The sequence below is a fragment of the Nocardioides malaquae genome (assembly GCF_015070385.1).
Taxonomy (GTDB): domain Bacteria; phylum Actinomycetota; class Actinomycetes; order Propionibacteriales; family Nocardioidaceae; genus Nocardioides; species Nocardioides malaquae.
Genome location: NZ_JADCSA010000009.1, coordinates 71248 through 94525, shown reverse-complemented (window position 1 = coordinate 94525; position 23278 = coordinate 71248). Strand labels below are relative to the sequence as shown.

The following is a 23278-nucleotide window of genomic DNA, read 5'->3' as shown; positions in this document are numbered from 1 at the left end:
AGACCCCCAGAATGGGTATGCGACGCCCGGGCGGCCCGCAGTGGGAGGGGCGGACTGGTCCAGTCCGGCGGCCAGGACGGGGTCCTGCGCCTCGGGGTGGGCGGGAGGGGCAGACGGATGGGGGCCAGCGCCGCTGCTGCGCCTAGACTCGACGGGCGATGAGCCAGACTCCTGATGCCCCCGAGGGCCCCCGTTTCGCCCAGACCTACGACGAGGTCAGCGAGGCGCTGCTGTCTCGGTGGCCCGAGACCCGGCTGGAGCCCTCGCTCGACCGGATCGAGGCCTTCACCGAGCTGCTGGGCGACCCGCAGCGCGCCTACCAGGTCGTGCACCTCACGGGCACCAACGGCAAGACGTCGACCTCGCGGATGATCGACACGTTGCTGCGGGCCCTCGACCTGCGCACCGGCCGCTTCACCTCGCCCCACGTGGAGAAGATGAGTGAGCGCATCTGCCTCGACGGTGAGCCGCTGAGCGACGACGACTTCGTCCGGGCCTTCAACGACGTGGCGCCCTACACCCACCTCGTCGACGAGAGCCAGGAGCACCCGCTCTCCTTCTTCGAGACCGTCGTGGGCATGGCGTACGCCGCCTTCGCCGACGCCCCGGTCGACGTCGCCGTGGTCGAGGTGGGCATGGGTGGGTCGTGGGACGCCACCAACGTCGTGGACGCCCAGGTCGCGGTGGTCCTGCCGATCGCCGTCGACCACGCGCAGTACCTCGGCGACACGGCCGTCGAGATCGCCCGCGAGAAGGCCGGCATCGTCAAGCCGGGCGGTTACGCCGTGCTGGCCCAGCAGACCCCCGAGGTCGCCGCGGTGCTGCTCGAACGCGCCGCCGAGGTGGGGGCCACTGTGGTGCGCGAAGGCATGGAGTTCGGTGTCGTCAACCGGGTGCCAGCCGTCGGGGGCCAGATGGTCTCCATCCAGGGACTGCGCGCCCGCTTTGACGACCTCTTCCTGCCGCTGCACGGCGCTCACCAGGCCCAGAACGCAGCGGTGGCCCTCGCGTCGGTCGAGGCCCTGCTGGGCGACCGGGCCCTCGACGAAGAGCTGGTGCGCGCCGCCTTCGCCGAGTTCACCTCCCCGGGCCGCCTCGAGGTCGTACGCCGCTCGCCGACGATCGTGCTCGACGCCGCCCACAACCCGCACGGCGCCGAGGCGACCGCGGCGGCGCTGGAGGACTCCTTCACGTTCGACCCGCTCGTCGGCGTGATCGGCGTGATGGGCGACAAGGACCACGAGGGCGTGCTCGCCGCCTTCGAGCCCCACATGGAGCACCTGGTCGTCACCCAGAACTCCACCCCGCGCTCCATGCCGGCCGAGGCGCTCGCCGTGGCCGCGCGCGAGGTCTTCGGCGACGACCGCGTCAGCGTCGTGCCCGACCTGGCGGCAGCGATCGACCACGCCGCGGCCCTCGCTGAGGTCGGGCAGGCCTTCAGCGGCGGAGTGGGCGCGGGGGCGGTCCTGGTGACCGGCTCCGTGGTGACGGTGGGCGAGGCCCGCGCGATGATCCGTCCCGGTGGACGTGGCCGGGGCGACGGAGGAGGAGAGCGATGAGCACCGACGAGACGCCCGTGGGCGTGGAGTCCGACCTCGACCCCGGCGCCGCCGGTGTGGAGACCGAGGTCGAGGAGAGCGCCGAGGAGGTGGCGGCCCGCAACATCGCCAAGTCGCCGCGCCGCGGCATGTGCGCGGCGATCCTGGCGCTGGAGTCGATCGCCCTGGGGCTCACGACGCCGGTGATGATCATGATCGCCGACGTGGAGCGCACCACGGCGCTGGTCGTGGGCCTGGGCCTCGCCGTCGCCTGCTTGGTGGTCGCCGGGCTGCTCCGCAAGGAGTGGGCCTACCACGCCGGCAGCGCCATCCAGGTCGCTGCCGTCGCCCTCGGTTTCGTGATCCCGTTGATGTTCGTGCTCGGCGGCATCTTCGCCCTGCTCTGGGGCGGTGCGATCTTCCTCGGACGCAAGATCGAGCGTGAGAAGCGGGAAGCCTGGACGGCCTGGCTGACCGACCAGCAGGCCGCGCGCTGACCGACCCCGCCACCCACCGGCCAGAGCAGGTCAGGCCAGAGCAGGTCAGGCCTGAGCAGGTCAGGCCAGAGCAGGTCAGGCCTGAGCAGGTCAGGTCAAGGCACGTGCGATCACGTCGAGGGCCCGTTCCAGCTCGTCGTCATTGGGGCCGGCGAAGCCCACGACGAGCCCGCTCAGGGGTGCGCTGCGGCAGTAGGTGGAGAGCAGATTGACCCGGAAGCCGGCCTCCTGTGTGGCCTGCTGGGCGCGGACCGCCCGTGGCTCGTCGACCAGCCACGTGGCGTACATGCCTGCGACCGGGCCCGCCAGCTCGGCGTAGGGGCTCAGCGCCGCGACCACCCGCGGCGCGCGCTCGGCGTACGTCCGCCGCGCGGCCCGCACCACGCCGTCGACGTAGCCGTCGCGCAGCAGTGAGGCGAAGGCTGCCTGGACGCCCCACGGCGGGGTGTCGTGGGTCAGGGCGCGGAAGGCGTCGATGGCGGGTCGCAGCCGTCGGGGCACCACGGTCCAGCCCAGGCGCAGTGACGGCATCACCGACTTCGAGGCGGTGCCGAGCAGGGCGACCCGGTCGGGCGCCATCGCCGCCAGCGCGGGCACGGGGGCGACGTCGTAGCGGAACTCCGAGTCGTAGTCGTCCTCGACCACGACCACGTCGTCGCGCTCGGCGGCCGCGAGGAGGCGTACGCGCTCGTCGGCGCCCATCACGTGGCCGAGGGGGTGCTGGTGGGCGGGGGTGACGTAGACGGCCGACAGGCCCCTCAGGCGCTCGACGGGGGCGGTGGCCGGCAGGTCGACGACGCTGCGCCCACTCGCCAGGACCACCGCGACGGCAGCCCGGTAGCCGGGATCCTCGACGGCGACCGGCGTGGCGGGCAGGGCGGTCAGCAGGTGACGCAGGCCCTGGGTGGTGCCACTGGTGACCAGCACGTCGTCGGGGTCGACGTCGAGGCCCCGGGTGCGGGCGATCCGTTCGGCCAGGGCCACGCGCAACGCAGGCAGGCCGCGCGGGTCGTCGTAGCCACGCGGCGCGGTGGCGTCGGCGACGTTGCGCCAGGCCCGACGCCAGGAGGCGTCCAGCGAGCGCGGCCAGGCGTCGGGGCGCCACGGCGTGCCGGCGTCCATGGCGACGAGGTCGCGCGGCGGCGGCGGTGAGGGGGCGCGTGCCGGGGTTCGGCGCACGGTGATCTCAGGGCCTGCCGCCACCCAGGTGCCTGCGCCGGTGCGGCCCTCCAGCCAGCCCTCGGCGCGCAGCTGGTCCCAGGCGGTCTCGACCGTCGCGCGTGAGACCTCCAGCTCCGCGGCCAGCGCCCGGGTGCTGGGCATCCGGTCGCCGGGCGCCAGGGTGCCGTCGAGCGCCAGGCGCCGCACGGCGTCGGAGAGCTGCACGCTCAGGGGCGTACGCGAGTGGCGGTCGAGCTGCAGGGGGAGCGACGTGGGCACGGGTACCTCGTGGCGTTGCGAGATGGCTGGGGCGTGGCGGACGGCTGGGGCGGCGAGTTGCGTGGCGCCGTGGCCTATCCAGTGGCCTGAACGGAAAGGTGGTGATTGGACCGTTTCGCGCAGGCCACTTGTCGAGAGCATCGTGCCATGACGACGAACACGCCGACTCCGAACGCCCTGCCCTTCTCGACTGGTCCCCTCTCAACTGGGCTCACCACACCCCGCCCGAACGACCCGGCTCTCCAGCCGCTGGAGCCGACGGCCCGCACCACCGTGACCCGCGGGCGCAACCGGGTGGTCGCTGACCGGGCGCGGCTGGTGCGCTTCCTCGCCACGGAGGGTCTGGTCGCCCATGTCGCGGTCGACGTCGGCGACCACCCGGTGGTGCTGCCGTCGGCCTACGCGGTGGACCTCGACGGCCCGGACCCCGGCGGCACGCTCTACCTGCACGGTTCAGTGGCGGCGGGATGGATCCGGCGCCTGCTGGCTGGTCCGTCCGGAGCCACCGTCTGCGTGGCCGTCACCGAGCTCGACGGGCTGGTCGTCGGTCGTTCCGCCTTCCACCACTCCATGAACTACCGCTCCGCCGTGGTCGTGGGCCGCGTCCGCTCGGTCGACGACCCGGGGGAGAGGCAACGCGCGCTCGACCTCATCGTCGACCACATGGTGCCCGGGAGAGCCGCAACGCTGAGGCCCAGCACGCGCAAGGAGCTGGCCGCGACCGCAGTGCTCGCCGTGCCGCTGCTCGAGGCCTCGATGAAGGAACGGGCGGGAGCGCCCGTCGACGACGAGGACGACCTGGTCGCCGGGGGATGGGGTGGTCACATCCCGCTGCACCGGGTCGCGGGCGCGCCCGTGCCGGACGACGACGCGCAGGGGCCGGTGCCCGAGCGAGTCATGGCGAGGTCCGTGGGGTTGGCCGGACGCGACGAGGACCTGGGCAGGCCCTGAAAGCTGTCGATCCGAAGTTGTCGGTGGGCTGCTGTTGGGTTGAGTCATGGAAGCCACCGCCACCGGCAACGCCCCCGAGCTGGGTGACCTGACCGCCGCCGAGCTGCTCGGTGTGGCGCGGCATGAGTCGGTGGTGGTGCAGCAAGGCGAGGCGAACCTGTTGGCGGTCGCTTACGAATGGGCAGTCGCCCACCCCGCGGACGACGACGGTTGGAACGCGGCCACGTTCCACCACCCACTGGGTGATGAGCCGATCTCGGGTGACGGCACGCCGCTGGTGGCGGAGTTCTGCATCCCCGAGCTCGGGGCTGCGTTGGGAGTCTCCACTGACGCGGCGAAGAAGCTGATCGGCCAGGCGATCGAGATGGTCCACCGGCTGCCGCGGGTGTGGAAGCGGGTCCAGTCCGGACTGGTGCCGGTGTGGCGGGCCAAGCAGGTCGCTGAGGCCACGATTCACTGTGACCCTGCCCTGTCGCCGGAGGCGATGGCCTGGATCGACGCGCAGGTGGCGCCGTTCCTGGAGAAGATCGGTCGCGCGCAGATGGAGCGGATCGTGGCGCAGGCGATCGAGCTCTACGGCCTGGCGGGCCAAGAACATCCACGCGATGAGGACAACGACGGCCGGTTCGTCCACATCCACACCCCCATCGGACCGTTCGCCGGGTCGATGCACATCGAGGCCGAGGTCTCGAACGCTGACGGGCATGACTTGGCCCAGGCACTCTCGGCGGGGGCTGCTGCGCTCAGGGCCGGTGGCTCCACTGCCTCACTGGACGTGCGGCGGTCGATGGCCCTGGGTGAGCTGGCGCGACAGCAGACCTCACTCGACCTGGCCGGTGCGGACGCCGAGGACGAGACCGTGCAGCGCAAGGCCCGGCGGGTCGACCTGCACCTGCACTTCACCGCCGAGGTCCAGCCCGACGGCACCACCGGCATCAGCCCGATCGGGTTTCTCGAGAACGGCCAGAAACTGGTCCTGCTGTCCCAGGTCCGGTCGTGGGTGCGGGGCACGCACACCGAGGTGCGGATCCTGCCGGTGATCGACCTCAACGAACAGATCACCACGAACCGGTACGAACCCACCGACCGGCTCAGACGCCAAGTCATTCTCCGGGACCGCACGTGCGTCTTCCCGTGGTGCACGAGACCCGCCAGGTCCTGCGACCTCGACCACGTCGAACCCTTCGACCACGAAGCTGCCGGTGAAGGCCGGCCACAGCCAGGGCCGACCGCAACAGACAACCTGGCCGCCCTCTGTCGCAGTCACCACCGGTTGAAGACGCACACCGGTTGGCGACTCACTTCCCCATCCAGCGGGGTGTTCGAGTGGACCAGCCTTCATGGCCAACGCTTCCGACGCGACCGCCACGGCACCCAGGACCTCACTGACGACCCCGCGGATCCCGTCCCCTCCAGATTTCCTTGAACGGCCTGACAACACGGCCGATCACGCTCTCAGCGCACACCCTCGATAGGCTGCGTCCATGACCCAGCGCACCCTCGTCCTGCTCAAGCCCGACGCTGTCAAGCGAGGCCTGGTCGGTCAGATCCTGGCCAGGTTCGAGGCGAAGGGGTTGACCATCGTCGCGATGGAGCACCGCACCATCGACGCCGGGCAGGCCGATGCCCACTACGCCGAGCACGTGGAGCGTGACTTCTACCCGCCGCTGCGCGACTTCGTGACGTCCGGACCGATCGTGTCGCTCGTGCTCGAGGGCGACGAGGCCATCGAGGTCGTGCGTGCCCTCAACGGTGCCACCGACGGCCGCAAGGCCGCCCCGGGCACCATCCGTGGCGACTTCTCCCTCTCCAACCGCGAGAACCTCGTGCACGGTTCCGACAGCCCCGAGTCGGCCGAGCGCGAGATCGCCCTCTGGTTCCCCGGTCTCTGAGGCGCCCGCCCACCCTCCACAGCAGGCAGCTATGGGCCCCACTCTCGCCACCCGCCTCGCCGACTGGATCGACGAGCTGGGCCTGACCGACCACCTGGCTGCCGCCGGCCTGCCGAGCTTCACCCGCGACGCATCCGGCGCCCCGTCTTGGATCGAGGCTGACGGCGAACCGCTCTCCGACGAACGGCTCGCGGAGCTCGACGCGTCGCTGCGCGACCACGGTGACGACCCGGCCCACGGGGTGCCGGTCGCGCTGGTCCTGCTCGCCCGCAAGGCCCGGCTCCGAGCCGAGCTGCTCGCCACGCCGGCGTGGACCTACGACCACCTCGCCGAGGTGCGCGGGGCCTCGCTCAACGCCACCCGGTTCTGGGTGCACAAGCAGGCCGAGGAGCACCACCTGCTGACGGTCGCGCAGGGCGAGCACCTGCTCGTGCCGGCGTTCCAGCTGACGCCGAGTGGGGACGTACGCCCCGAGCTGCTGCCCGTGCTCGAGCCGCTGCTCGCTGCGGGCACCGACCCCTGGGACGCCTGGATCTGGTTGACGCAGCCGGCCGGCCTCCTCGGGGGCGACGTGCCCGAGCGGCTCGCCGCCGACCCGGAGGAGGCTGCCCTCGTGGCGCACGCCGCCACCCGCCTCGCCCAGCGGGTCACCGCCTCGCCGAAGCCTCGACCGCGCCCCGCCCCCTCGCCCGTGCCGCCCGCCTCCGGCGGATGTGGCTGCGGCGGTCACCACTGACCCGGACTCGCCACGGGGACGGCGGGGTGGTCGGGCCGCTCAATCCGCACGCGTGTCCTGCCCGGATGTGGGGTGCGCGCTCCCTAGGCTGAGTCGTGTCGCCTCGGGCGGGGTCCGCCCCGGGTGACGCACTTCCCCGGAGGACCACCAGCGAAGGCGTGCGCACATGGCGAACAGTGTCATCGGCCGTGACATGGCCGTCGACCTCGGCACGGCCAACACGCTCGTGTACGTCCGCGGCAAGGGTGTCGTGCTCGACGAGCCCAGCGTGGTCGCCATGAACACCTCGACCGGCGAGGTGCTGGCGGTGGGCCACGAGGCCAAGCGGATGATCGGGCGCACCCCCGACTCCATCGCCGCGATCCGGCCGCTCAAGGACGGCGTGATCGCCGACTTCGACGCCACCGAGCAGATGCTGCGCTACTTCATCCAGCAGGTGCACCGCCGCCGCTACTTCGCCAAGCCGCGCATGGTGATCTGCGTGCCCTCCGGCATCACCGCCGTCGAGCAGCGCGCGGTCAAGGAGGCCGCCTACTCGGCCGGCGCCCGCCGCGTCTACGTCGTCGAGGAGCCGATGGCCGCCGCGATCGGCGCAGGCCTGCCCGTGCACGAGGCGACCGGCAACATGGTCGTCGACGTCGGTGGCGGCACCACTGAGGTCGCCGTGATCTCACTCGGAGGCATCGTCACGAGCCTCAGCGTGCGCACCGCGGGTGACGACCTCGACCAGGCGATCATGGCGTGGATGAAGAAGGAGTACTCCCTGATGCTGGGGGAGCGCACCGCCGAGGAGGTCAAGATGACCCTCGGCTCCGCCTTCCCGCTGCCCGAGGAGCCCGAGGCCGAGATCCGGGGCCGGGACATGGTCTCCGGACTGCCGCGCACCGTCACCGTCTCCACCGTCGAGGTGCGCCACGCCCTCGAGGAACAGGTGCAGGACATCGTCGACGCGGTCCGCATGACCCTCGACCAGACCCCGCCCGAGCTTGCCGGCGACATCATGGACCGCGGCATCGTCCTCACCGGCGGCGGTGCGCTGCTGCGCGGCCTCGACGAGCGCCTGCGCCACGAGACCGGCATGCCCGTGCACGTCGCCGACCACCCGCTGGAGTCGGTGGCCTTCGGCGCCGGTCGCTGCGTCGAGGAGTTCGAGGCGCTCCAGCAGGTGCTGGTCTCCGACCCCCGGAGGTTCTGATGGCGGGCAGGCTCGGCGAGCGTCGTTGGCGCGGACTGGACGACCGGCACCGGGTGCCGCGCTCGACGATGGTCGCCCTGACCCTCGCGTCGGTGACGCTGATGGTGCTCGACCACCAGGGCGGCGACTCCTCACCGGTGGAGCCGGTGCGGGCGGTGGCCGGCGAGCTCTTCGCTCCGGTGGAGACGGTCACCGCGGCGACGGTGCGTCCCTTCACGGCCGTGCCGACGTGGTTCCGCAGCAAGGACTCGCTGCGCGAGGAGGTCAGCAAGCTCGAGGCCGAGAACGCTGCCCTGCGTGCCGAGGTCGCCTCCGCCGACCTCGATGCCAACACGTTGGCCCAGTTCGAGGGCCTCACCGTGGCCGCCGCCGACCTGGGCCGCGCGATGGTGCCGGCCCGCGTGATCGGTTACGGCCCGGCGCAGTCGTTCAGCCGCACCGTGACGATCGACGCGGGCACCGCTGCGGGCGTACGCCCCGACACCACCGTGGTCAACGCCGACGGCCTGGTCGGGCGGGTGCTGCGGGCCACCGCGCACCGCGCCACGGTGCTGCTCGTCGTCGACCCGGAGTCGATCGTGGGCGGGCGCATCGGCACGTCGATGGAGGTCGGCTTCCTGACCGGCCGCGGCGAGCTGGGCCGTGAGGGCCGCCTCGACCTCGAGCTGCTCGACCAGAGCCTGGTGCCCGCCGAGGGCGACACGGTGCTGAGCTGGGGCAGCGAGGACTCGGGCCCATACGTCCGTGGCGTGCCCGTGGGTCGGGTCACCGAGGTCTTCGAGAGCGTGCGCGAGCAGCGCCGCCACGCGGTGATCAAGCCGTTCGTCGACTTCTCCGCGCTCGACGTGGTCGGGGTCGTCGTGCCCGCCGACACCCCCAGCGACCGCGCCCTGGTGCGCGCCGACGGAAGCATCGGGTGACGTGATGAGCGTCGTGCGAGCCGTCGTCGGGGGCCTGCTGGTGCTGCTGGCCCTGGGCCTGCAGATCTCCCTCTTCCCCCACCTGGCCTGGCGCGGGGTGGTGCCCAACCTGGTGCTGCTCGTGGTGGTCGCGGCGGCGCTGAGCTGCTCGGGCCGCTACGCCCTCGTGCTGGCCTTCACGGGCGGCGTGCTGATGGACCTCGTCGGGCCGGCCGACCACTACGCCGGGCGCTGGGCGCTCGCGCTGGTCGTGGTGGCCTGGGTCGCGGCGCGGGTGCGCCAGGACGCGCGCCCCGGCACGCTCGCGGTGCTGACCACCGTGGCGGCCTGCTCCTTCATCGGCACCTCGGTCTTCGCCCTGACCGGTCTTCTGCTGCGTGACCCGGTGGTGGGCGTGGGGGAGATGCTCACGGTGATCGGGGTGGCGGTGCTCTTCGACCTGCTGCTCACCCCCGTCGTGCTGCCGTTGACGATGCGGGCCCTGCGACGCGTGGCCCCGGCCGGCGCAGAACGGGTCACGGCCTGATGGCGGTCGCGGGCGCCGAGCGGAGTCGGCTGCGACTGGTCGTGCTCCAGGCGCTGGTGCTGGCGCTCTTCGCCACCCTCTTCGTACGTCTCTACTCCCTGCAGGTGGTCGGCGGCGACGACTACCGCGCCAAGGCGGCCGACCAGTCGGTGCGCGACATCGTGGTCCAGCCGCAGCGCGGACTGGTCGTCGACGCGATGGGCCGCCCCCTGGTCGCCAACCGGTTGAGCTGGGTGGTCTCCCTGGACCGCACGGTGCTCGGCAAGCTCGACGACACCCAGCGCCGCAAGCTCGTGGCCCGGGTCGCCGACGCGGTCGAGCTGCGTCCTCGCCGCATCGAGAAGGTCCTGCTCGACTGCGGCGACGCCGGCGCCGAGACCGGCACCTGCTGGAACGGATCGCCCTTCCAGCCCGTCCCGGTGGCCACCGACGTCGACCAGTCGGTCGCGCTGCGGCTGCTCGAGCAGCCCGAGGACTACCCCGGCGTGGTCGTGGAGCAGCAGAACGTGCGCTCCTATCCCTCGCCCTTCGGGGTCAACCTGGCCCACGTGCTCGGCTACCTCAGCCCGATCACCGAGGAGGAGTTCGACACCGCGCAGGAGAAGGACGACCGCTCGTTGCACGGTGCCTCGGTCGTGGGCCGGGCCGGCGTGGAGCGCCAGTACGACGCCTGGCTGCGCGGCATGCCCGGCTACCGCCGCGTGCAGGTCGACTCGATGGGGCGCGTGCTCGGCGACGACAGCGAGGTGGCCAGCACGCCAGGCGACACGCTGGTGACCTCGATCGACGCCAAGGTGCAGTCGGTCGTGGAGAAGGAGCTCGCCCGCTCGATCCGCACCCAGCGCGGGATCGTCGACCGGGTCACCGGCCGACGCTTCGTCGCCGACTCGGGCGCCGCCGTGGTGCTCGACGCGAAGACCGGACGCGTGGTGGCGGCCGCGAGCCAGCCCACGTACGACCCCGAGGTGTGGGTCGACGGGATCTCGTCGAAGGAGCTCAGCCGGCTCTACTCCGAGAAGGCCGGCACCCCGCTGCTCTCGCGGGTGACCCAGGGCCAGTTCGCGCCCGGGTCGACGTGGAAGCCGTTCATGACCGCGGCGGCGCTGCGCAACGGCTACTCGCCCGACTCGCGCATCGCCTGCGGGTCCGGCTACACCGTCGGCAACCGCACGTTCAAGAACTACGAGTCCGGCGCCTACGGGGTCATCGGCTTCGACCGCGCGCTGGAGGTCTCCTGCAACACCTTCTTCTACGCCATCGGCCACAACTTCTGGCAGAAGTTCGGCTCCGACGTCGACGACGTCGACGCGCGGGACCCGCTGGTCGAGGGCGCGAAGGAGTGGGGCTTCGGCTCCGAGACCGGCATCGACCTCCCGGGCGAGGCCCCGGGCCGGATCGCTGACCGCGCCTGGAAGCGCGCCTACTACGACTCCCAGCGCGACTACTACTGCGAGATCGCCGACAAGCCGCAGGGCCCGAAGACCTCCGACTTCCTCTACCGCTTCTCGCGGGAGTTCTGCATCGAGGGATACGCCTACCGGGCCGGGGACGCCGTGAACTTCTCGATCGGCCAGGGCGACACCATGGTGACGCCGCTCCAGCTCGCCGTGGGCTACGGCGCCCTGGCTAACGGCGGCACGCTGTGGGAGCCGCGGGTCGGCAAGGCGATCGTCAGCCCCGAGGGCGAGGTGATCCAGAAGATCGCCCCCCGCCGCGCCGGCCGGGTGAAGTCGACCCGTCGCCAGCTGGCCTACATCGACTCCGCCCTCGAGGGCGTCTCGCGCACCGGCACGATGAGCTGGAAGCTCGTGGGCTTCCCGCTCGACCAGGTCACCGTGCGGTCCAAGACCGGCTCGGCCGAGGTCTACGGCAAGCAGTCGACCGGCTGGGTCGCCTCCTACACCGACGACTACGTCGTGGTCATGATGATCAGCCAGGGCGGCACCGGCTCCGGCTCGGTGGGTGACTCCGTGCGGGCGATCTACGAGACCCTCTACGGCATCGAGGGCGACCGGGTGGTGCCCCGCAGGGCGGCCATCCCCGGCGCCGTCCCGCCGCGTGCGCTGCCCACCTTCGAGGACGACGGCTCGATCCTGCCGCCGGTCCGCGACGGCAGGGGAGGGCCGCGATGAGCCAGGCGATCCGACGCAGCCAGGTCCGTGGGCCCGGCCTCGACTGGGTGCTGATGGCGGCCGTCGTGGGGCTGCTGGTCATCGGCACCCTCGTGGTGTGGTCGGCCACCGCCAGCCGTGAGGGGCTCACCGGCGGCGACTCCACCGCCTACCTGCGCAAGCAGCTGGTCAACCTCGCGATCGGCGGGGTGCTCATGGTGCTGGTCATGGCCACCGACCACCGGTGGGTACGCATCCTCGCGCCGGTGGTCTACCTGGCCGCGGTGGTCGGGTTGGTGCTCGTGCTGACCATCGGCACCGAGCTCAACGGCTCCCAGTCGTGGCTGCGCGTGGCCGGCATGTCGATCCAGCCCTCGGAGTTCGCGAAGCTGGCGGTGGTGATCGGCATGGCGCTGCTGGTGGCCGAACGCACGGAAGGCAGCTGGCGTCGCCCGGTCGGCTCTGTCGACGTGCTGGGCATGCTGCTCATCGCGGGCATCCCCGCCGCCCTCATCCTCGCCCAGCCCGACCTCGGCACGATGCTCGTGCTCAGCGCCACCGTCTTCGGCGTGCTGGCCGTCTCCGGGGCGCCGCGCCGCTGGCTGCTGGCACTGGTGCTGGGCGCGGTCGCGGTGGCGACCGTGGCGGTCACGGCCGGCGTGCTGAAGCCCTACCAGGTTGACCGCTTCATGGCCTTCACCGACCCCACGCTCGACCCGCTCGGCGCCGGCTACAACACCGAGCAGGCGCGCATCGCCGTCGGCAACGGGGGCCTGTGGGGCCAGGGGCTCTTCAACGGCTCCCAGACCCAGGCCGGCTTCGTGCCCGAGCAGCACACCGACTTCGTCTTCACCGCCGTCGGTGAGGAGCTCGGTCTGGTCGGCGCGGGCGCCGTGATCGCCCTCTCCTGCCTGGTGATCTGGCGGGCCCTGGCGATCGCCCACCGCACCGACGACATGTTCGGTCGCGTGGCCGCGGCCGGCATCGCCTGCTGGTTCGGCTTCCAGGCGTTCCAGAACATCGGCATGTGCCTGGGGATCATGCCGGTCACCGGCGTGCCGCTGCCGTTCGTCTCCTACGGCGGCTCCTCGATCTTCGCCGGCATGCTGGCCGTCGGCCTGCTGCACAACATCCACCGGCGCTCGGCCGGCCTGGTGCCCGGGAGCCTGCGTCCGGGCTCCGGAGTGCGCGTGCCCGTCCTGCGCTGAGACCCCTGCCCCTGCTCCCGGGCGGGCGCCGGCTCACCAGTCGGGCGACAACGGCGCCTCGGCGCCGTGGGCGGCGGGCAGCGTGAAGGCGACGGTGGCGCCACCGTGCTCGTTGGTGCGCGCCCAGATCTCACCGCCGTGCCGCTCCACGATGCGGCGACAGGCGGCGAGTCCGATGCCGTAGCCCTCCCGCTCCATCCCGGCCCCGGGGGCGCGGTGGAAGTCGTCGAAGATCCGCTCCTCCTCGCCTGCGGGGAGCCCGATGCCGTGGTCGGAGACCTCGACGCACACCATGTCGCGCAGGGCAGGGGAGGAGCGCACCTCGACGTGGGGCGGCTCGCCGGGGCGGGTGAACTTGAGGGCGTTGCCGAGCAGGTTGGCCAACAGCTGCCGCACCAGGCCCGCGTCGGCCCGCACCGCGTGCGGCGCGTCGACGACGACCTCGCGCGGGCCGGCGGACTGCGTCTGGGCGAGCACCTCCTGCACCGGCACCACCAGCGGCAGGTCGACCAGCTCGAGGGCGCCCTCGCGCTCGACGGTGTAGGAGAGCCAGTCCTCGATCACCTGTCGCATGCGTCGGTTGCTGGCCCGCGCCCGCGCCAACAGGGCGCTCGCCTGCGCGGAGTCGCGCAGCATCAGTGACTCCTCGGCCATCTCCAGCCATCCCTCCAGGCTGGAGAGCGGGGCCCGCAGGTCGTGGGCAACCACACCGGCGAACCCGCTGAGCTCCTGGAGTCGGGCCTGGTGCTCGGTGACGTCGGTGAAGAAGATCATCCAGCGGGTCTCGGGGTCCTCGCTGATGCGTGCCGCGGTCTGGCGCAGCACCCGAGGCGTGTCGGCGATGCGCAGCACGAGGTGGTCGGAGGCGGTGAGCTCGGCCTCCACCAGAGGAGTCCCGTCAAGCCGGGTGAGGCGGAAGTAGTCGGTCCAGCTCTCCGGTCGACGGGCCGGGAACCCGCGCCCCAGCAGGCTCACCGCGGCGCCGTTGTGCATGCGTACGTTGAGCTCACGGTCGACGAGCACCACACCGTCGCGCATGGTCTCGAAGACGTTCTGCAGCACCTCGGCCTGGCGCCGGGCGTCGGCCTGCTCGGCCGCGAGGTCGGCCAGCAGCTGCATGCGGCGCTGGTTGAGCTGGGCCACCAGCAGCGACACCAGGATCAGCGTCGAGACCAACAGGTCCATGACGCTGCCCAGCGGGACGGGGCCGGCCTGGGTGGCCAAGGTGTTGAGCGAGGGGGAGAGCAGGATGCTGACCAGACCGACGAGCAGGCCGTAGGTGCTGGTGATCCACATCCGGTAGGTCAGCGCGACGTAGACGGCGGGCAGCACCGCCAGCCATGCCATGTTGACGGCGCCGGTCGCGTAGACCCACCACAGCACTGCCACCGAGCCCAACCAGATCAGCAGCACCCGGAGCCAGGGCTGGTCGAGGTCGTCGGGCGACCAGATGCCGAAGGTGATGAGCGTGGTGGCGCCGCCGACGCTGGCCACGACGAAGACGTGGGTGAGCCACTGGGCGGCCACGTCGAGGGGCACGTTGCCCCACCACAGGCCGGGCGCGGCGCCCACGAGCAGGCCGGCGACGCCGCTGGCGAGGGCCGCCAGGCCGAGCAGCGCCAGGTCGACCGAGGTGGTGGGCACCCAGCCGCGCACCCAGCTGTTGCGCCAGGGCCCGACACCCTCGATCGGGGGATGGGCGGGCGTCGCGGTGATGCGGCGACCCATCCGGTAGACCCAGGCCATGGTGAAGGCCTGGACCGGGATGCCGAGGGTGGTGCGCAGCACGTCGGCGGGCGCGGCCGCCATCAGCACGGCGGTCGAGCCGCCCAGCGCCGCCAGGGCGGCGAGGGTCGCTCCCAGGTGGAGGCTGGGCCGGGGGAGCCGGGTGTCCTCGGTCCAGCTGAGGGTCAGCCAGGTGAAGCCGACCGTGGAGAACAACCAGACGTGGGGCATCTGGCCGACCACGCCGGTGGCGGCGGCCGCGAGGCCGGAGACCAGGAGCACGCTGACGGCGACCAGCCACAGGGCCCAGTAGCCCCGGTCAGGCCTGACGACCGCTGCCCCCGCCACGCTCCGCTCCTCCCGGTTGCGCCGCTGCCGACGTGCGGCGAACCGGGCCTCACTCTAGGTGCCTGTCGCGACGGCTGGGGTCGTTGTCCCGTTTCCACGTACCCTTGAGCGTTGTCCTGATTCCCACAGGTGAGGTTCCGCCATGTCTGCCGCTCCCGGCACCGCTGACTCCGCAGCGTCGGTCTTCCATCTTCTCGAGCCACGGCTGCCGTCGGTCTCCAAGCCGATCCAGTACGTCGGCGGTGAGCTCAACTCGGTCGTCAAGGACTGGAACTGCGGCGCCCCCACCCCGATGGGGCAGACGGTCCGCTGGGCCCTGATGTATCCCGACGCCTACGAGGTGGGCCTGCCCAACCAGGGCGTGCAGATCCTCTACGAGGTGCTCAACGAGCGCGACTGGATCGTCGCCGAGCGCACCTACGCCGTGTGGCCCGACATGGAGAAGGTCATGCGGGAGGACTCGATCCCGCAGTTCACCGTCGACAGCCACCGTCCGGTGGGCGCCTTCGACGTCTTCGGCCTCAGCTTCTCCACCGAGCTGGGCTACACCAACATGCTGACCGCGCTCGACCTCGCCGGCATCCCGCTGCACGCCGCCGACCGCACCGACGAGCACCCGGTCGTGCTGGCCGGGGGCCACGCCGCGTTCAACCCCGAGCCGATCGCCGACTTCGTCGACGCCGCCGTGCTCGGTGACGGCGAGGAGGTCGTGCTGGCGATCTCCGAGGTCATCCGTGAGTGGAAGGCCGAGGGACGTCCCGGCGGCCGCGACGAGCTGCTGCGCCGCCTCGCGGTCTCGGGCGGGGTCTACGTGCCGCGCTTCTACGACGTGACCTACGGCGCCGACGGCTCGATCGAGGCGGTCGTGCCCAACCGTCCGGGCATCCCGTTCCGGGTGCGCAAGCACACCCTGATGGACCTCGACGCCTGGCCCTACCCGGCCAACCCGCTGGTGCCGCTGGCCGAGACGGTGCACGAGCGCTTCAGCGTGGAGATCTTCCGTGGCTGCACGCGCGGCTGCCGCTTCTGTCAGGCCGGCATGATCACCCGCCCGGTGCGCGAGCGCTCGCTCAGCACGATCGGCGCGATGGTCGAGAACGGCATCCGCAAGTCCGGCTTCGAGGAGGTCGGCCTGCTCTCGCTGTCGTCGGCCGACCACACCGAGATCGGCGACCTGGCCACCGACCTGGCCGACCGCTACGAGGGCTCCAACGTGTCGCTCTCGCTGCCGTCGACCCGCGTCGACGCCTTCAACATCACCCTCGCCAACGAGTTCTCCCGCAACGGGCGTCGCTCGGGCCTGACGTTCGCCCCCGAGGGCGGCAGCGACCGGATGCGCAAGGTCATCAACAAGATGGTCGACGAGGAGGACCTGATCCGCACCGTCGCCACGGCCTACAGCCACGGCTGGCGTCAGGTGAAGCTCTACTTCATGGTCGGGCTGCCCACCGAGACCGACGACGACGTGCTGCAGATCGCCGATCTCGCCAAGCGGGTCATCGCGAAGGGCCGCGAGGTGTCGGGCCGCAACGACATCCGCTGCACCGTCTCCATCGGCGGCTTCGTGCCCAAGCCGCACACCCCCTTCCAGTGGGCCGCCCAGCTCGACCACGAGACCACCGACGAGCGCCTGCGCAAGCTGCGCGAGACGGTCCGTGACGACAAGAAGTACGGCCGCGCCATCGGCTTCCGCTACCACGACGGCAAGCCCGGCATCGTCGAGGGACTCCTCTCCCGCGGCGACCGCCGGGTGGGGCGCATCATCGAGGAGGTGTGGCGCGACGGCGGCCGGTTCGACGGCTGGAGCGAGCACTTCTCCTACGACCGGTGGATGGCCTCGGCGCAGAAGGCGCTGGCCGGCACGGGCGTCGACGTGGAGTGGTACACCACCCGCGAGCGTGACTACGACGAGGTCCTGCCCTGGGACCACCTCGACTCCGGTCTCGACAAGGACTGGCTGTGGAGCGACTGGGAGGACGCCCTCGCGGCGGCCGACGGCGCCGACATCGAGGTCGAGGACTGCCGCTGGACGCCGTGCTACGACTGCGGCGTGTGCCCCGAGATGGGCACCGAGATCCAGATCGGCCCGACCGGGCAGCGGCTCCTGCCGCTGAGCGTGGTCTGAGGTGGCCGAGGAGAAGCGTCCCTCCGGTCGACGCCACCCCGGCCTGGAGGAGGCCTGGAAGTCGAGCGAGCCGGGCCCCCGGCCCCTCGTCGCCTTCCTGGCCGCCGGCGTGCTGGTGCTGCTGACGGCGCTGGTGGCCGGGTTCACCTGGGGTGCGCACGCGCTCGGGGTGCCGGTCTTCCTCGCGCTGCCGGTGCTGGTGGGGCTGCTGCTCGGCGGCTACCTGCTGCTGCAGCGCAGCGTCAAGGACTGACCCGCCCCGCCCGCGCTCCACGCGCGGCCAGCTGGTCCTCGACGTGGACCGGGCGTGAGACGTACGCCCCCAGCGCGGCGAGCGGTGCCACGAGCGCGAGCAGGAACCACAGTGGCGCCTGCCAGCCGCCGGTGGCGCTGTGGAGCAGCCCGGCCACGAAGGGGCCCGGCGCGGCCACCAGGTAGCCCACCGACTGGGCGAAGCCGGAGAGCGCGGCCGTGCCCTCGTGGGTGCGGGCACGCAGTCCGATCATCACCAGGATGATCGGGAAGGTCGTGCCGCCGACGCCGGCGAGCGCCGCCCACAGCACACCCCACCGCTCGGGCGCGAGCATCAGCCCGACGAAGGCCACCGGGTAGCAGGCCATCACCGCGAGCAGGAGCGGGCGCTGGTCGCGCGCCCGCGCCACCGCGGCCGGCAGCACCAGGGAGAGCGGGATGCCGACGGCGGCGATGACGCCCACCAGAGCGCCGGCCTCGGCGGCCGACCAGCCGTTGTCACGCCACAGCTGCGCGAACCATCCGAACATCGTGTAGGCGATCGCTGACTGCAGGCCGAAGAAGCCTGCCAGCGCCCACCCGATCGGCGTGCGCGCGACCTGTCCGAAGGTGATGGTGCGCGACGCGGCCGGCGGTCGGCGGTCGTGCCCCAACAACCCCAGCCACGGCAGCACGGCCACCACGGCCAGGCCGGTCCAGACGCCCAGGCCCCACCGCCACCCGCCGAGGGCGTCTGCGACCGGCACGGTGGTCGTGAAGGCCAACGTGAGCCCGAGGGCCATCGCCGTCGTGTAGAGCGCGGTCGCGGTGCCGACCCGGTGCGGGAAGTGCCACTTGACCAGTGAAGGCACCAGGACGTTGGCGCAGGCCATGCCGGAGACGGCCACGAACGTCCACGCCAGGAAGAGCGCCCCGTCGTCCGTCGTCGCGCGCGCCCCGAGGCCGACCACCACCGCGACCAGCGAGAGCAGGAGCACCCGGTGCAGCCCCAGGCTGCGGGCCAGCCACGGCGCGAGGGCACCCACGACGGCGAAGGCCACCACAGGCAGGGTGGTCAGCAGGCTCACCGCCCACGGCGCGAGGGCCAGAGCCGTACGCACCTCCTCCAGCACCGGTCCGACGCTCACGGCAGCGGGCCGCAGGTTCAGCGACAGCAGCACCAGGCCGGCCAGGAGCAGCGCCGTGCGGGCGGTGGGTCGACGGGGGGAGGACACCGGCTCGATTCTTCACCATCCGCGCGAATCGGTCGTGACCGGCGCAGCGGGCTACCGTTTGCCCGTGCGTACCCAGCCCGAGCAGCAGGCCCCGCCCGTCCAGCGACTCCGCATCCGCTACGCCAAGCGTGGGCGGTTGCGGTTCACCAGCCACCGCGACTTCTCCCGGGCCTTCGAGCGGGCCGTCTTCCGGGCGCGGGTGCCGATGGCCTACTCCTCGGGCTTCAACCCCCACCCGCGCATCTCCTACGCCGGGGCCGCGCCTACCGGCTCGGCCTCCGAGGCGGAGTATCTCGAGATCGCCCTGGCCGAGGTGCTCGACCCGGCCGAGGTGCACCGCACCCTCGACGACTCGCTGCCGGCCGGCCTCGACGTGCTCGAGGTGGTGGAGTCGGGCGGCGGGTCGCTCTCCGACCTGCTGCAGGCCAGCCGCTGGCGCATCGAGCTGCCCGGCGCCGGTGACCTCACCGGTGTCGTGGACGCCTTCCTGGCCGCCGAGACCGTGCTGGTGGAGCGGATGACCAAGAAGGGCCTGCGGCAGTTCGACGCCCGGGCCGCGGTGCTCGCGCTCGACGTCACGGTCGAGGGTGACGTCACCGTGCTCGACGTCGTGCTGGAGCACGTCGTTCCGGCCGTACGCCCCGACGACGTGCTCTCCGCCCTCGCGGCCGTGGGGGAGGTGCCCAGCGGTCTCGTGCCGCTGCTGGTGCGTCTGCAGCAGGGTCCGCTCGACCGGGAGACCGCGACCGTGGGCGACCCGCTGGCCACCGCGCAGTGATGGCGCAGTGACTGTTCAGTGACCGCGCCGTGACTGCGCCATGACGGGGATCACCACGGGGTGTGCGACAATGACGGCGGTCGCACTCCAGCGGCACCCGTCGATGGGTGTGTGACCCGACGACGTTCTCGCCCGATCGGCACGGCCGGTCAGGCACGGAGGATGGAAGTCGTCACCAGACCGCGACGCGGCCCGGGAGTCGGTGACAGCGACCCCCGTGTGGTTGCCCGGGAGACCGGACACCACGAAGGGCGAGCGACCGCGGCAGGTGGACGACCGACACCCCCCGACGCAGCAGCGGAGGAGGTCGCCGCCACCTACAGGCTTTGCGTCAGGTCCTCCAGGCACGTCGGCACCTGACGTCCTACCCTCCGGTGCCCTGCACCGGTCGAGGAGCGCACATGCTCGACGAGACGACTCCCGCGGCTGAAGAATCGGCCTCCACCACGGCGCCCGCCGAGGAGTCCGCAGCCCCGAAGGCAGCGAAGAAGACCACCGCCCGCAAGAGCGCGGCGAAGAAGACCACCGCCACCCGGCGGACCACGAAGAAGGCCGCCGCCGAGGCGCCCGCCGACGCCGACCCGGCGGCCCCCGAGGCTGCTGCGGAGGCTCCCGAGGCGCCCGTGAAGAAGACGGCCGCGAAGCGCACTCGCAAGGCGCCCGCCAAGAAGGTGGCGGCCGCCGAGCCGACCACCGAGCCCGCCGAGTCGCCCGCTGAGGCTGACGCCGCGGCTCCCGCGCCTGCCGAGGCTCCCGTGGAGGGTGCAGCCGAGGGTGAGGAGACCGCGCCGGCGAAGAAGGCCGCGCGCAAGGCGCCCGCCAAGAAGACCGCCGCCAAGAAGACGGCGGCGAAGAAGACCACTGCCAAGAAGACCGCGGCCAAGAAGGCTGTCGCCGAGCCCGCCGCCGACGCAGCTGCCGAGCCCGTCACTGAGGCCCCCGAGGCTTCTGAGACCGAGGGCGACGCCGGCACCCTGCCCCTCTTCCAGGCCCCCGAGCCGGTGAAGAAGGCCCCGGCCAAGCGGACCCGCAAGCGGGTGGCCAAGCCCGCCGAGGTCGTCGCCGACGAGGCGGTCGACGAGGACGCCGAGACCGACGAGACGGCTGAGACGGCCGAGGCCACCGCCGCTGAGGCCGTGGCGACCGCCGAGGCCCTTGAGACCGAGACTGAGGCTGCTGCCGACGCCGACGCTGCCACCGACGGCACCGGTGCCGAGGACGCGGACGCCACCGACGACTCCGACGACTCCGAGGACTCCGACAGCGACTCCGGTGACGGCACGCCGGCCCGGCGCCGTCGCCGCCGTGGCGGTCGCCGTCGTCGCCGGTCCTCCGGCTCCGACTCCGACTCCGGTTCTGACGACGACTCCGAGGGCGACGCCGCGGCGAAGGGCGCGGACGCCTCCGACGCCGGCGAAGGCGCCGAGGGGGAGCAGTCCGACGACTCCGACGACGCGGGCAGCTCCGACGGTTCCGACAACGCCGACGGCGAGCAGGGCGGGTCCTCCAGCTCGCGTCGCCGCCGTCGCCGCCGGCGCAGCAGCGACGCCGACTCCGGCAACGGCGACGACCCCGACAACACCGTCACCCGCGTACGATCCGCGCGCAGCGCCGAGGACCAGATCACCGCGGTCACCGGTTCCACGCGCCTGGAGGCGAAGAAGCAGCGTCGCCGCGAGGGCCGTGAGGCCGGTCGCCGCCGCGCCCCGATCGTGAGCGAGGCCGAGTTCCTGGCCCGCCGCGAGTCGGTCGAGCGGGTCATGGTGATCCGCCAGCGCAAGGACCTGACCCAGATCGCCGTGCTCGAGGACAAGGTCCTCGTGGAGCACTACGTGGCCCGCGAGTCGCAGACCTCGCTGATCGGCAACGTCTACCTCGGCCGCGTGCAGAACGTGCTGCCCTCGATGGAGGCCGCCTTCATCGACATCGGCAAGGGCCGCAACGCGGTGCTCTACGCCGGTGAGGTCAACTGGTCGGCGCTCGGCCACAAGGACGGCCAGCCCCGCAAGATCGAGTCCGTGCTCTCTCCGGGGCAGCCCGTGCTGGTGCAGGTGACCAAGGACCCAATCGGCCACAAGGGCGCCCGGCTCACCAGCCAGGTCTCGCTGGCCGGCCGCTTCCTGGTCTACGTGCCCGACGGCACCACCTCCGGCATCTCCCGCAAGCTGCCCGACACCGAGCGCAGCCGCCTCAAGGCTCTGCTCAAGGAGATCGTGCCCGACAGCGCCGGCGTCATCGTGCGCACGGCCGCCGAGGGGGCGAGCGAGGAGGAGCTGACCCGCGACGTCGAGCGCCTCAAGGCCCGCTGGGAGGTCATCGAGTCGAAGGTCAAGGGCAACGCCCCGCAGCTGCTCTACGGCGAGCCCGACCTGACCCTCAAGGTCGTGCGCGACCTCTTCACCGAAGACTTCTCCAAGCTGGTCATCGAGGGTGACGACGCCTGGGACACCGTCTCGGCCTACGTCGAGCACGTCGCCCCCGACCTCGCCGAGCGCGTCGAGAAGTACGCCCCGGCGGACGCCGCGTCGGCCCAGCAGGGTGACGTCTTCTCCGTCTACCGCATCGACGAGCAGATCGCGAAGGGCCTGGACCGCAAGGTCTGGCTGCCCTCGGGTGGCTCGCTGGTCATCGACCGCACCGAGGCGATGACGGTCGTCGACGTCAACACCGGCAAGTTCACCGGCTCCGGGGGCAACCTCGAGGAGACGGTCACCAAGAACAACCTCGAGGCGGCCGAGGAGATCGTGCGCCAGCTCCGGCTGCGCGACATCGGCGGCATCATCGTCGTCGACTTCATCGACATGGTGCTCGAGTCGAACCGCGACCTGGTCGTGCGTCGACTGGTCGAGTGCCTGGGCCGCGACCGTACCCGCCACCAGGTCGCCGAGGTCACCTCGCTCGGCCTCGTGCAGATGACCCGCAAGCGGATCGGCACCGGCCTGCTCGAGGCCTTCTCCACCGACTGCGAGCACTGCAACGGTCGCGGAGTCGTGACCCACTCCCACCCCGTCGACGGCAAGTCGGGCGGTGGCGACGACGAGGGTCGTGGCCGCGGTCGACGCGGTCGCGGCGGTCGCGGTCGCGGTGACGACTCCAACGACCGGCCCAGCGACAAGTCCGGGGACAAGTCGGGTGACAAGTCCGACAAGGGCTCGAACCGTGGCGAGGGACGCGGCGACCGCAACGGTCGCGGCGCGAAGTCCGACGCCCCCGTGACGCCCCCGACGCCTCCGGTGGCACCTTCCCCGAAGGACGTCGCCGCGATGGCCCGTCACGAGGCGGAGACCGCCGTCGAGGCGCCCACCGAGCCCGCCGCTGCGCCCGCCACCGAACGCGCCGAGACCCCGGCTGCCGCCACCGAGACGGCAGCTCCGGCCGAGGAGACTGCCGGCCCGCGAGTCGTGACCCGCCAGCGGCGCGGCGCCTCCAGGCGTACGGCCATCACGACGCCGACCGCCGCGGTCGTGGTCACCGAGGCTGCGGCCCCCGTGGCCCCGGCGCCGGCGACCGAGACGCCCGAGGCGGCGAAGCCGAAGGTCGTCACCCGCACCCGAGGTCGCGCCCAGGCCCGTCAGGCGGAGGCGTCGACCGACGCGTCGCCCGAGGCCGGGGGAGACGAGTCGGGCGTGGAGCACGTGCCGGTGAAGAAGAAGGGCGCGCGCAAGCGCTGAGGTCAGCACGGGTGCATGGGCGACAGTGAAGGCCCGTTTTGCACTGCCGCACCGTGCCCCGTACTATTGACCCTCGGTGTTCGAAGCACCTTCCTGCGCGATGCGCTGGCCGCCGATCTGGTGGCTGCGCGGCGTGGGCGCCCTGAGTTTG

At 72.2% G+C, this 23278-nt stretch carries 19 protein-coding genes; 16 read left to right on the top strand and 3 right to left on the bottom strand.

Annotated features, from left to right (window positions below):
- The first annotated feature begins 158 nt into the window (after positions 1–158).
- Positions 159–1559: a bifunctional folylpolyglutamate synthase/dihydrofolate synthase gene (locus tag IEQ44_RS10705; RefSeq protein WP_193638456.1), complete on the top strand. Its 1401-nt coding sequence runs from the start codon at positions 159–161 to the stop codon at positions 1557–1559.
- Positions 1556–2035, top strand: coding sequence for a DUF4233 domain-containing protein (locus IEQ44_RS10700; protein WP_227487290.1), 480 nt, complete (start codon positions 1556–1558; stop codon positions 2033–2035). The genes IEQ44_RS10705 and IEQ44_RS10700 overlap by 4 nt, the downstream gene beginning before the upstream one ends.
- Positions 2036–2125: 90 nt before the next feature.
- On the opposite strand, the gene pdxR is transcribed toward IEQ44_RS10700, so the two are convergent.
- Entirely contained in the window at positions 2126–3475 is a 1350-nt protein-coding gene (gene pdxR, locus IEQ44_RS10695) for a MocR-like pyridoxine biosynthesis transcription factor PdxR (protein ID WP_193638455.1), read from the bottom strand.
- 147 nt (positions 3476–3622) lie between these two features.
- On the opposite strand from pdxR, the gene IEQ44_RS10690 reads away from it, so the two are divergent.
- From IEQ44_RS10690 to rodA, 9 genes are all read left to right on the top strand, one after another.
- Entirely contained in the window at positions 3623–4426 is an 804-nt protein-coding gene (locus IEQ44_RS10690; protein WP_193638454.1) for a pyridoxamine 5'-phosphate oxidase family protein, read from the top strand.
- Positions 4427–4472: 46 nt separating this feature from the next.
- Positions 4473–5852 carry an HNH endonuclease signature motif containing protein gene (locus IEQ44_RS10685; protein ID WP_193638453.1) on the top strand — a complete coding sequence of 460 codons (1380 nt, stop codon included), beginning with the start codon at positions 4473–4475 and terminating at the stop codon, positions 5850–5852.
- Positions 5853–5910: 58 nt separating this feature from the next.
- Positions 5911–6318 carry a nucleoside-diphosphate kinase gene (ndk, locus tag IEQ44_RS10680; RefSeq protein WP_193638452.1) on the top strand — a complete coding sequence of 136 codons (408 nt, stop codon included), beginning with the start codon at positions 5911–5913 and terminating at the stop codon, positions 6316–6318.
- Positions 6319–6349: 31 nt separating this feature from the next.
- Positions 6350–7054, top strand: a complete 705-nt coding sequence (locus tag IEQ44_RS10675) for a hypothetical protein (protein WP_193638451.1) — start codon at positions 6350–6352, stop codon at positions 7052–7054.
- A gap of 166 nt (positions 7055–7220) precedes the next feature.
- Positions 7221–8249: a rod shape-determining protein gene (locus IEQ44_RS10670; RefSeq protein ID WP_193638450.1), complete on the top strand. Its 1029-nt coding sequence runs from the start codon at positions 7221–7223 to the stop codon at positions 8247–8249.
- Positions 8249–9169, top strand: coding sequence for a rod shape-determining protein MreC (gene mreC, locus IEQ44_RS10665; RefSeq protein WP_193638449.1), 921 nt, complete (start codon positions 8249–8251; stop codon positions 9167–9169). Before IEQ44_RS10670 ends, mreC begins: the two co-directional genes overlap by 1 nt.
- 4 nt (positions 9170–9173) lie before the next feature.
- On the top strand, positions 9174–9695 hold the full coding sequence (gene mreD / locus IEQ44_RS10660) for a rod shape-determining protein MreD (protein ID WP_193638448.1): 522 nt from the start codon (positions 9174–9176) through the stop codon (positions 9693–9695).
- Positions 9695–11827, top strand: a complete 2133-nt coding sequence (gene mrdA, locus IEQ44_RS10655) for a penicillin-binding protein 2 (protein ID WP_193638447.1) — start codon at positions 9695–9697, stop codon at positions 11825–11827. Before mreD ends, mrdA begins: the two co-directional genes overlap by 1 nt.
- Positions 11824–13014 carry a rod shape-determining protein RodA gene (rodA, locus tag IEQ44_RS10650; protein ID WP_193638446.1) on the top strand — a complete coding sequence of 397 codons (1191 nt, stop codon included), beginning with the start codon at positions 11824–11826 and terminating at the stop codon, positions 13012–13014. Before mrdA ends, rodA begins: the two co-directional genes overlap by 4 nt.
- 33 nt (positions 13015–13047) lie before the next feature.
- Here rodA and IEQ44_RS17930 read toward each other — a convergent pair whose 3' ends face one another.
- Positions 13048–15087 (bottom strand): sensor histidine kinase, encoded by a 2040-nt coding sequence (locus IEQ44_RS17930; protein WP_193638445.1) that lies wholly within the window; start codon positions 15085–15087, stop codon positions 13048–13050.
- Between the two features lie 142 nt (positions 15088–15229).
- On the opposite strand from IEQ44_RS17930, the gene IEQ44_RS10640 reads away from it, so the two are divergent.
- Positions 15230–17212, top strand: a complete 1983-nt coding sequence (locus IEQ44_RS10640) for a TIGR03960 family B12-binding radical SAM protein (protein WP_193638444.1) — start codon at positions 15230–15232, stop codon at positions 17210–17212.
- 1 nt (position 17213) lies between these two features.
- On the top strand, positions 17214–17465 hold the full coding sequence (locus IEQ44_RS10635) for a hypothetical protein (RefSeq protein WP_193638443.1): 252 nt from the start codon (positions 17214–17216) through the stop codon (positions 17463–17465).
- Here the strand turns inward: IEQ44_RS10635 and IEQ44_RS10630 are convergent.
- A complete protein-coding gene (locus IEQ44_RS10630) occupies positions 17455–18678 on the bottom strand; it encodes an MFS transporter (RefSeq protein WP_319804616.1) in 1224 nt (407 codons plus the stop codon). The genes IEQ44_RS10635 and IEQ44_RS10630 overlap by 11 nt on opposite strands.
- 64 nt (positions 18679–18742) lie before the next feature.
- On the opposite strand from IEQ44_RS10630, the gene IEQ44_RS10625 reads away from it, so the two are divergent.
- The 3 genes from IEQ44_RS10625 to IEQ44_RS10615 all read left to right on the top strand — a co-directional run bounded on the left by IEQ44_RS10625 (position 18743) and on the right by IEQ44_RS10615 (position 23127).
- Positions 18743–19456, top strand: a complete 714-nt coding sequence (locus IEQ44_RS10625) for a TIGR03936 family radical SAM-associated protein (RefSeq protein WP_193638442.1) — start codon at positions 18743–18745, stop codon at positions 19454–19456.
- A gap of 111 nt (positions 19457–19567) precedes the next feature.
- Positions 19568–19816 (top strand): hypothetical protein, encoded by a 249-nt coding sequence (locus IEQ44_RS10620; RefSeq protein ID WP_193638441.1) that lies wholly within the window; start codon positions 19568–19570, stop codon positions 19814–19816.
- A 41-nt stretch (positions 19817–19857) separates the two neighbouring features.
- A complete protein-coding gene (locus tag IEQ44_RS10615; RefSeq protein ID WP_193638440.1) occupies positions 19858–23127 on the top strand; it encodes an Rne/Rng family ribonuclease in 3270 nt (1089 codons plus the stop codon).
- The last annotated feature ends 151 nt before the right edge of the window (positions 23128–23278 follow it).

Bases quoted from the DNA above. Each gene is read 5' to 3' on its own strand.
- IEQ44_RS10705 (WP_193638456.1), top strand. From the start codon at position 159: ATGAGCCAGACTCCTGATGCCCCCGAGGGCCCCCGTTTCGCCCAGACC.
- IEQ44_RS10700 (WP_227487290.1), top strand. From the start codon at position 1,556: ATGAGCACCGACGAGACGCCCGTGGGCGTGGAGTCCGACCTCGACCCC.
- IEQ44_RS10690 (WP_193638454.1), top strand. From the start codon at position 3,623: ATGACGACGAACACGCCGACTCCGAACGCCCTGCCCTTCTCGACTGGT.
- IEQ44_RS10685 (WP_193638453.1), top strand. From the start codon at position 4,473: ATGGAAGCCACCGCCACCGGCAACGCCCCCGAGCTGGGTGACCTGACC.
- ndk (WP_193638452.1), top strand. From the start codon at position 5,911: ATGACCCAGCGCACCCTCGTCCTGCTCAAGCCCGACGCTGTCAAGCGA.
- IEQ44_RS10675 (WP_193638451.1), top strand. From the start codon at position 6,350: ATGGGCCCCACTCTCGCCACCCGCCTCGCCGACTGGATCGACGAGCTG.
- IEQ44_RS10670 (WP_193638450.1), top strand. From the start codon at position 7,221: ATGGCGAACAGTGTCATCGGCCGTGACATGGCCGTCGACCTCGGCACG.
- mreC (WP_193638449.1), top strand. From the start codon at position 8,249: ATGGCGGGCAGGCTCGGCGAGCGTCGTTGGCGCGGACTGGACGACCGG.
- mreD (WP_193638448.1), top strand. From the start codon at position 9,174: ATGAGCGTCGTGCGAGCCGTCGTCGGGGGCCTGCTGGTGCTGCTGGCC.
- mrdA (WP_193638447.1), top strand. From the start codon at position 9,695: ATGGCGGTCGCGGGCGCCGAGCGGAGTCGGCTGCGACTGGTCGTGCTC.
- rodA (WP_193638446.1), top strand. From the start codon at position 11,824: ATGAGCCAGGCGATCCGACGCAGCCAGGTCCGTGGGCCCGGCCTCGAC.
- IEQ44_RS10640 (WP_193638444.1), top strand. From the start codon at position 15,230: ATGTCTGCCGCTCCCGGCACCGCTGACTCCGCAGCGTCGGTCTTCCAT.
- IEQ44_RS10615 (WP_193638440.1), top strand. From the start codon at position 19,858: ATGCTCGACGAGACGACTCCCGCGGCTGAAGAATCGGCCTCCACCACG.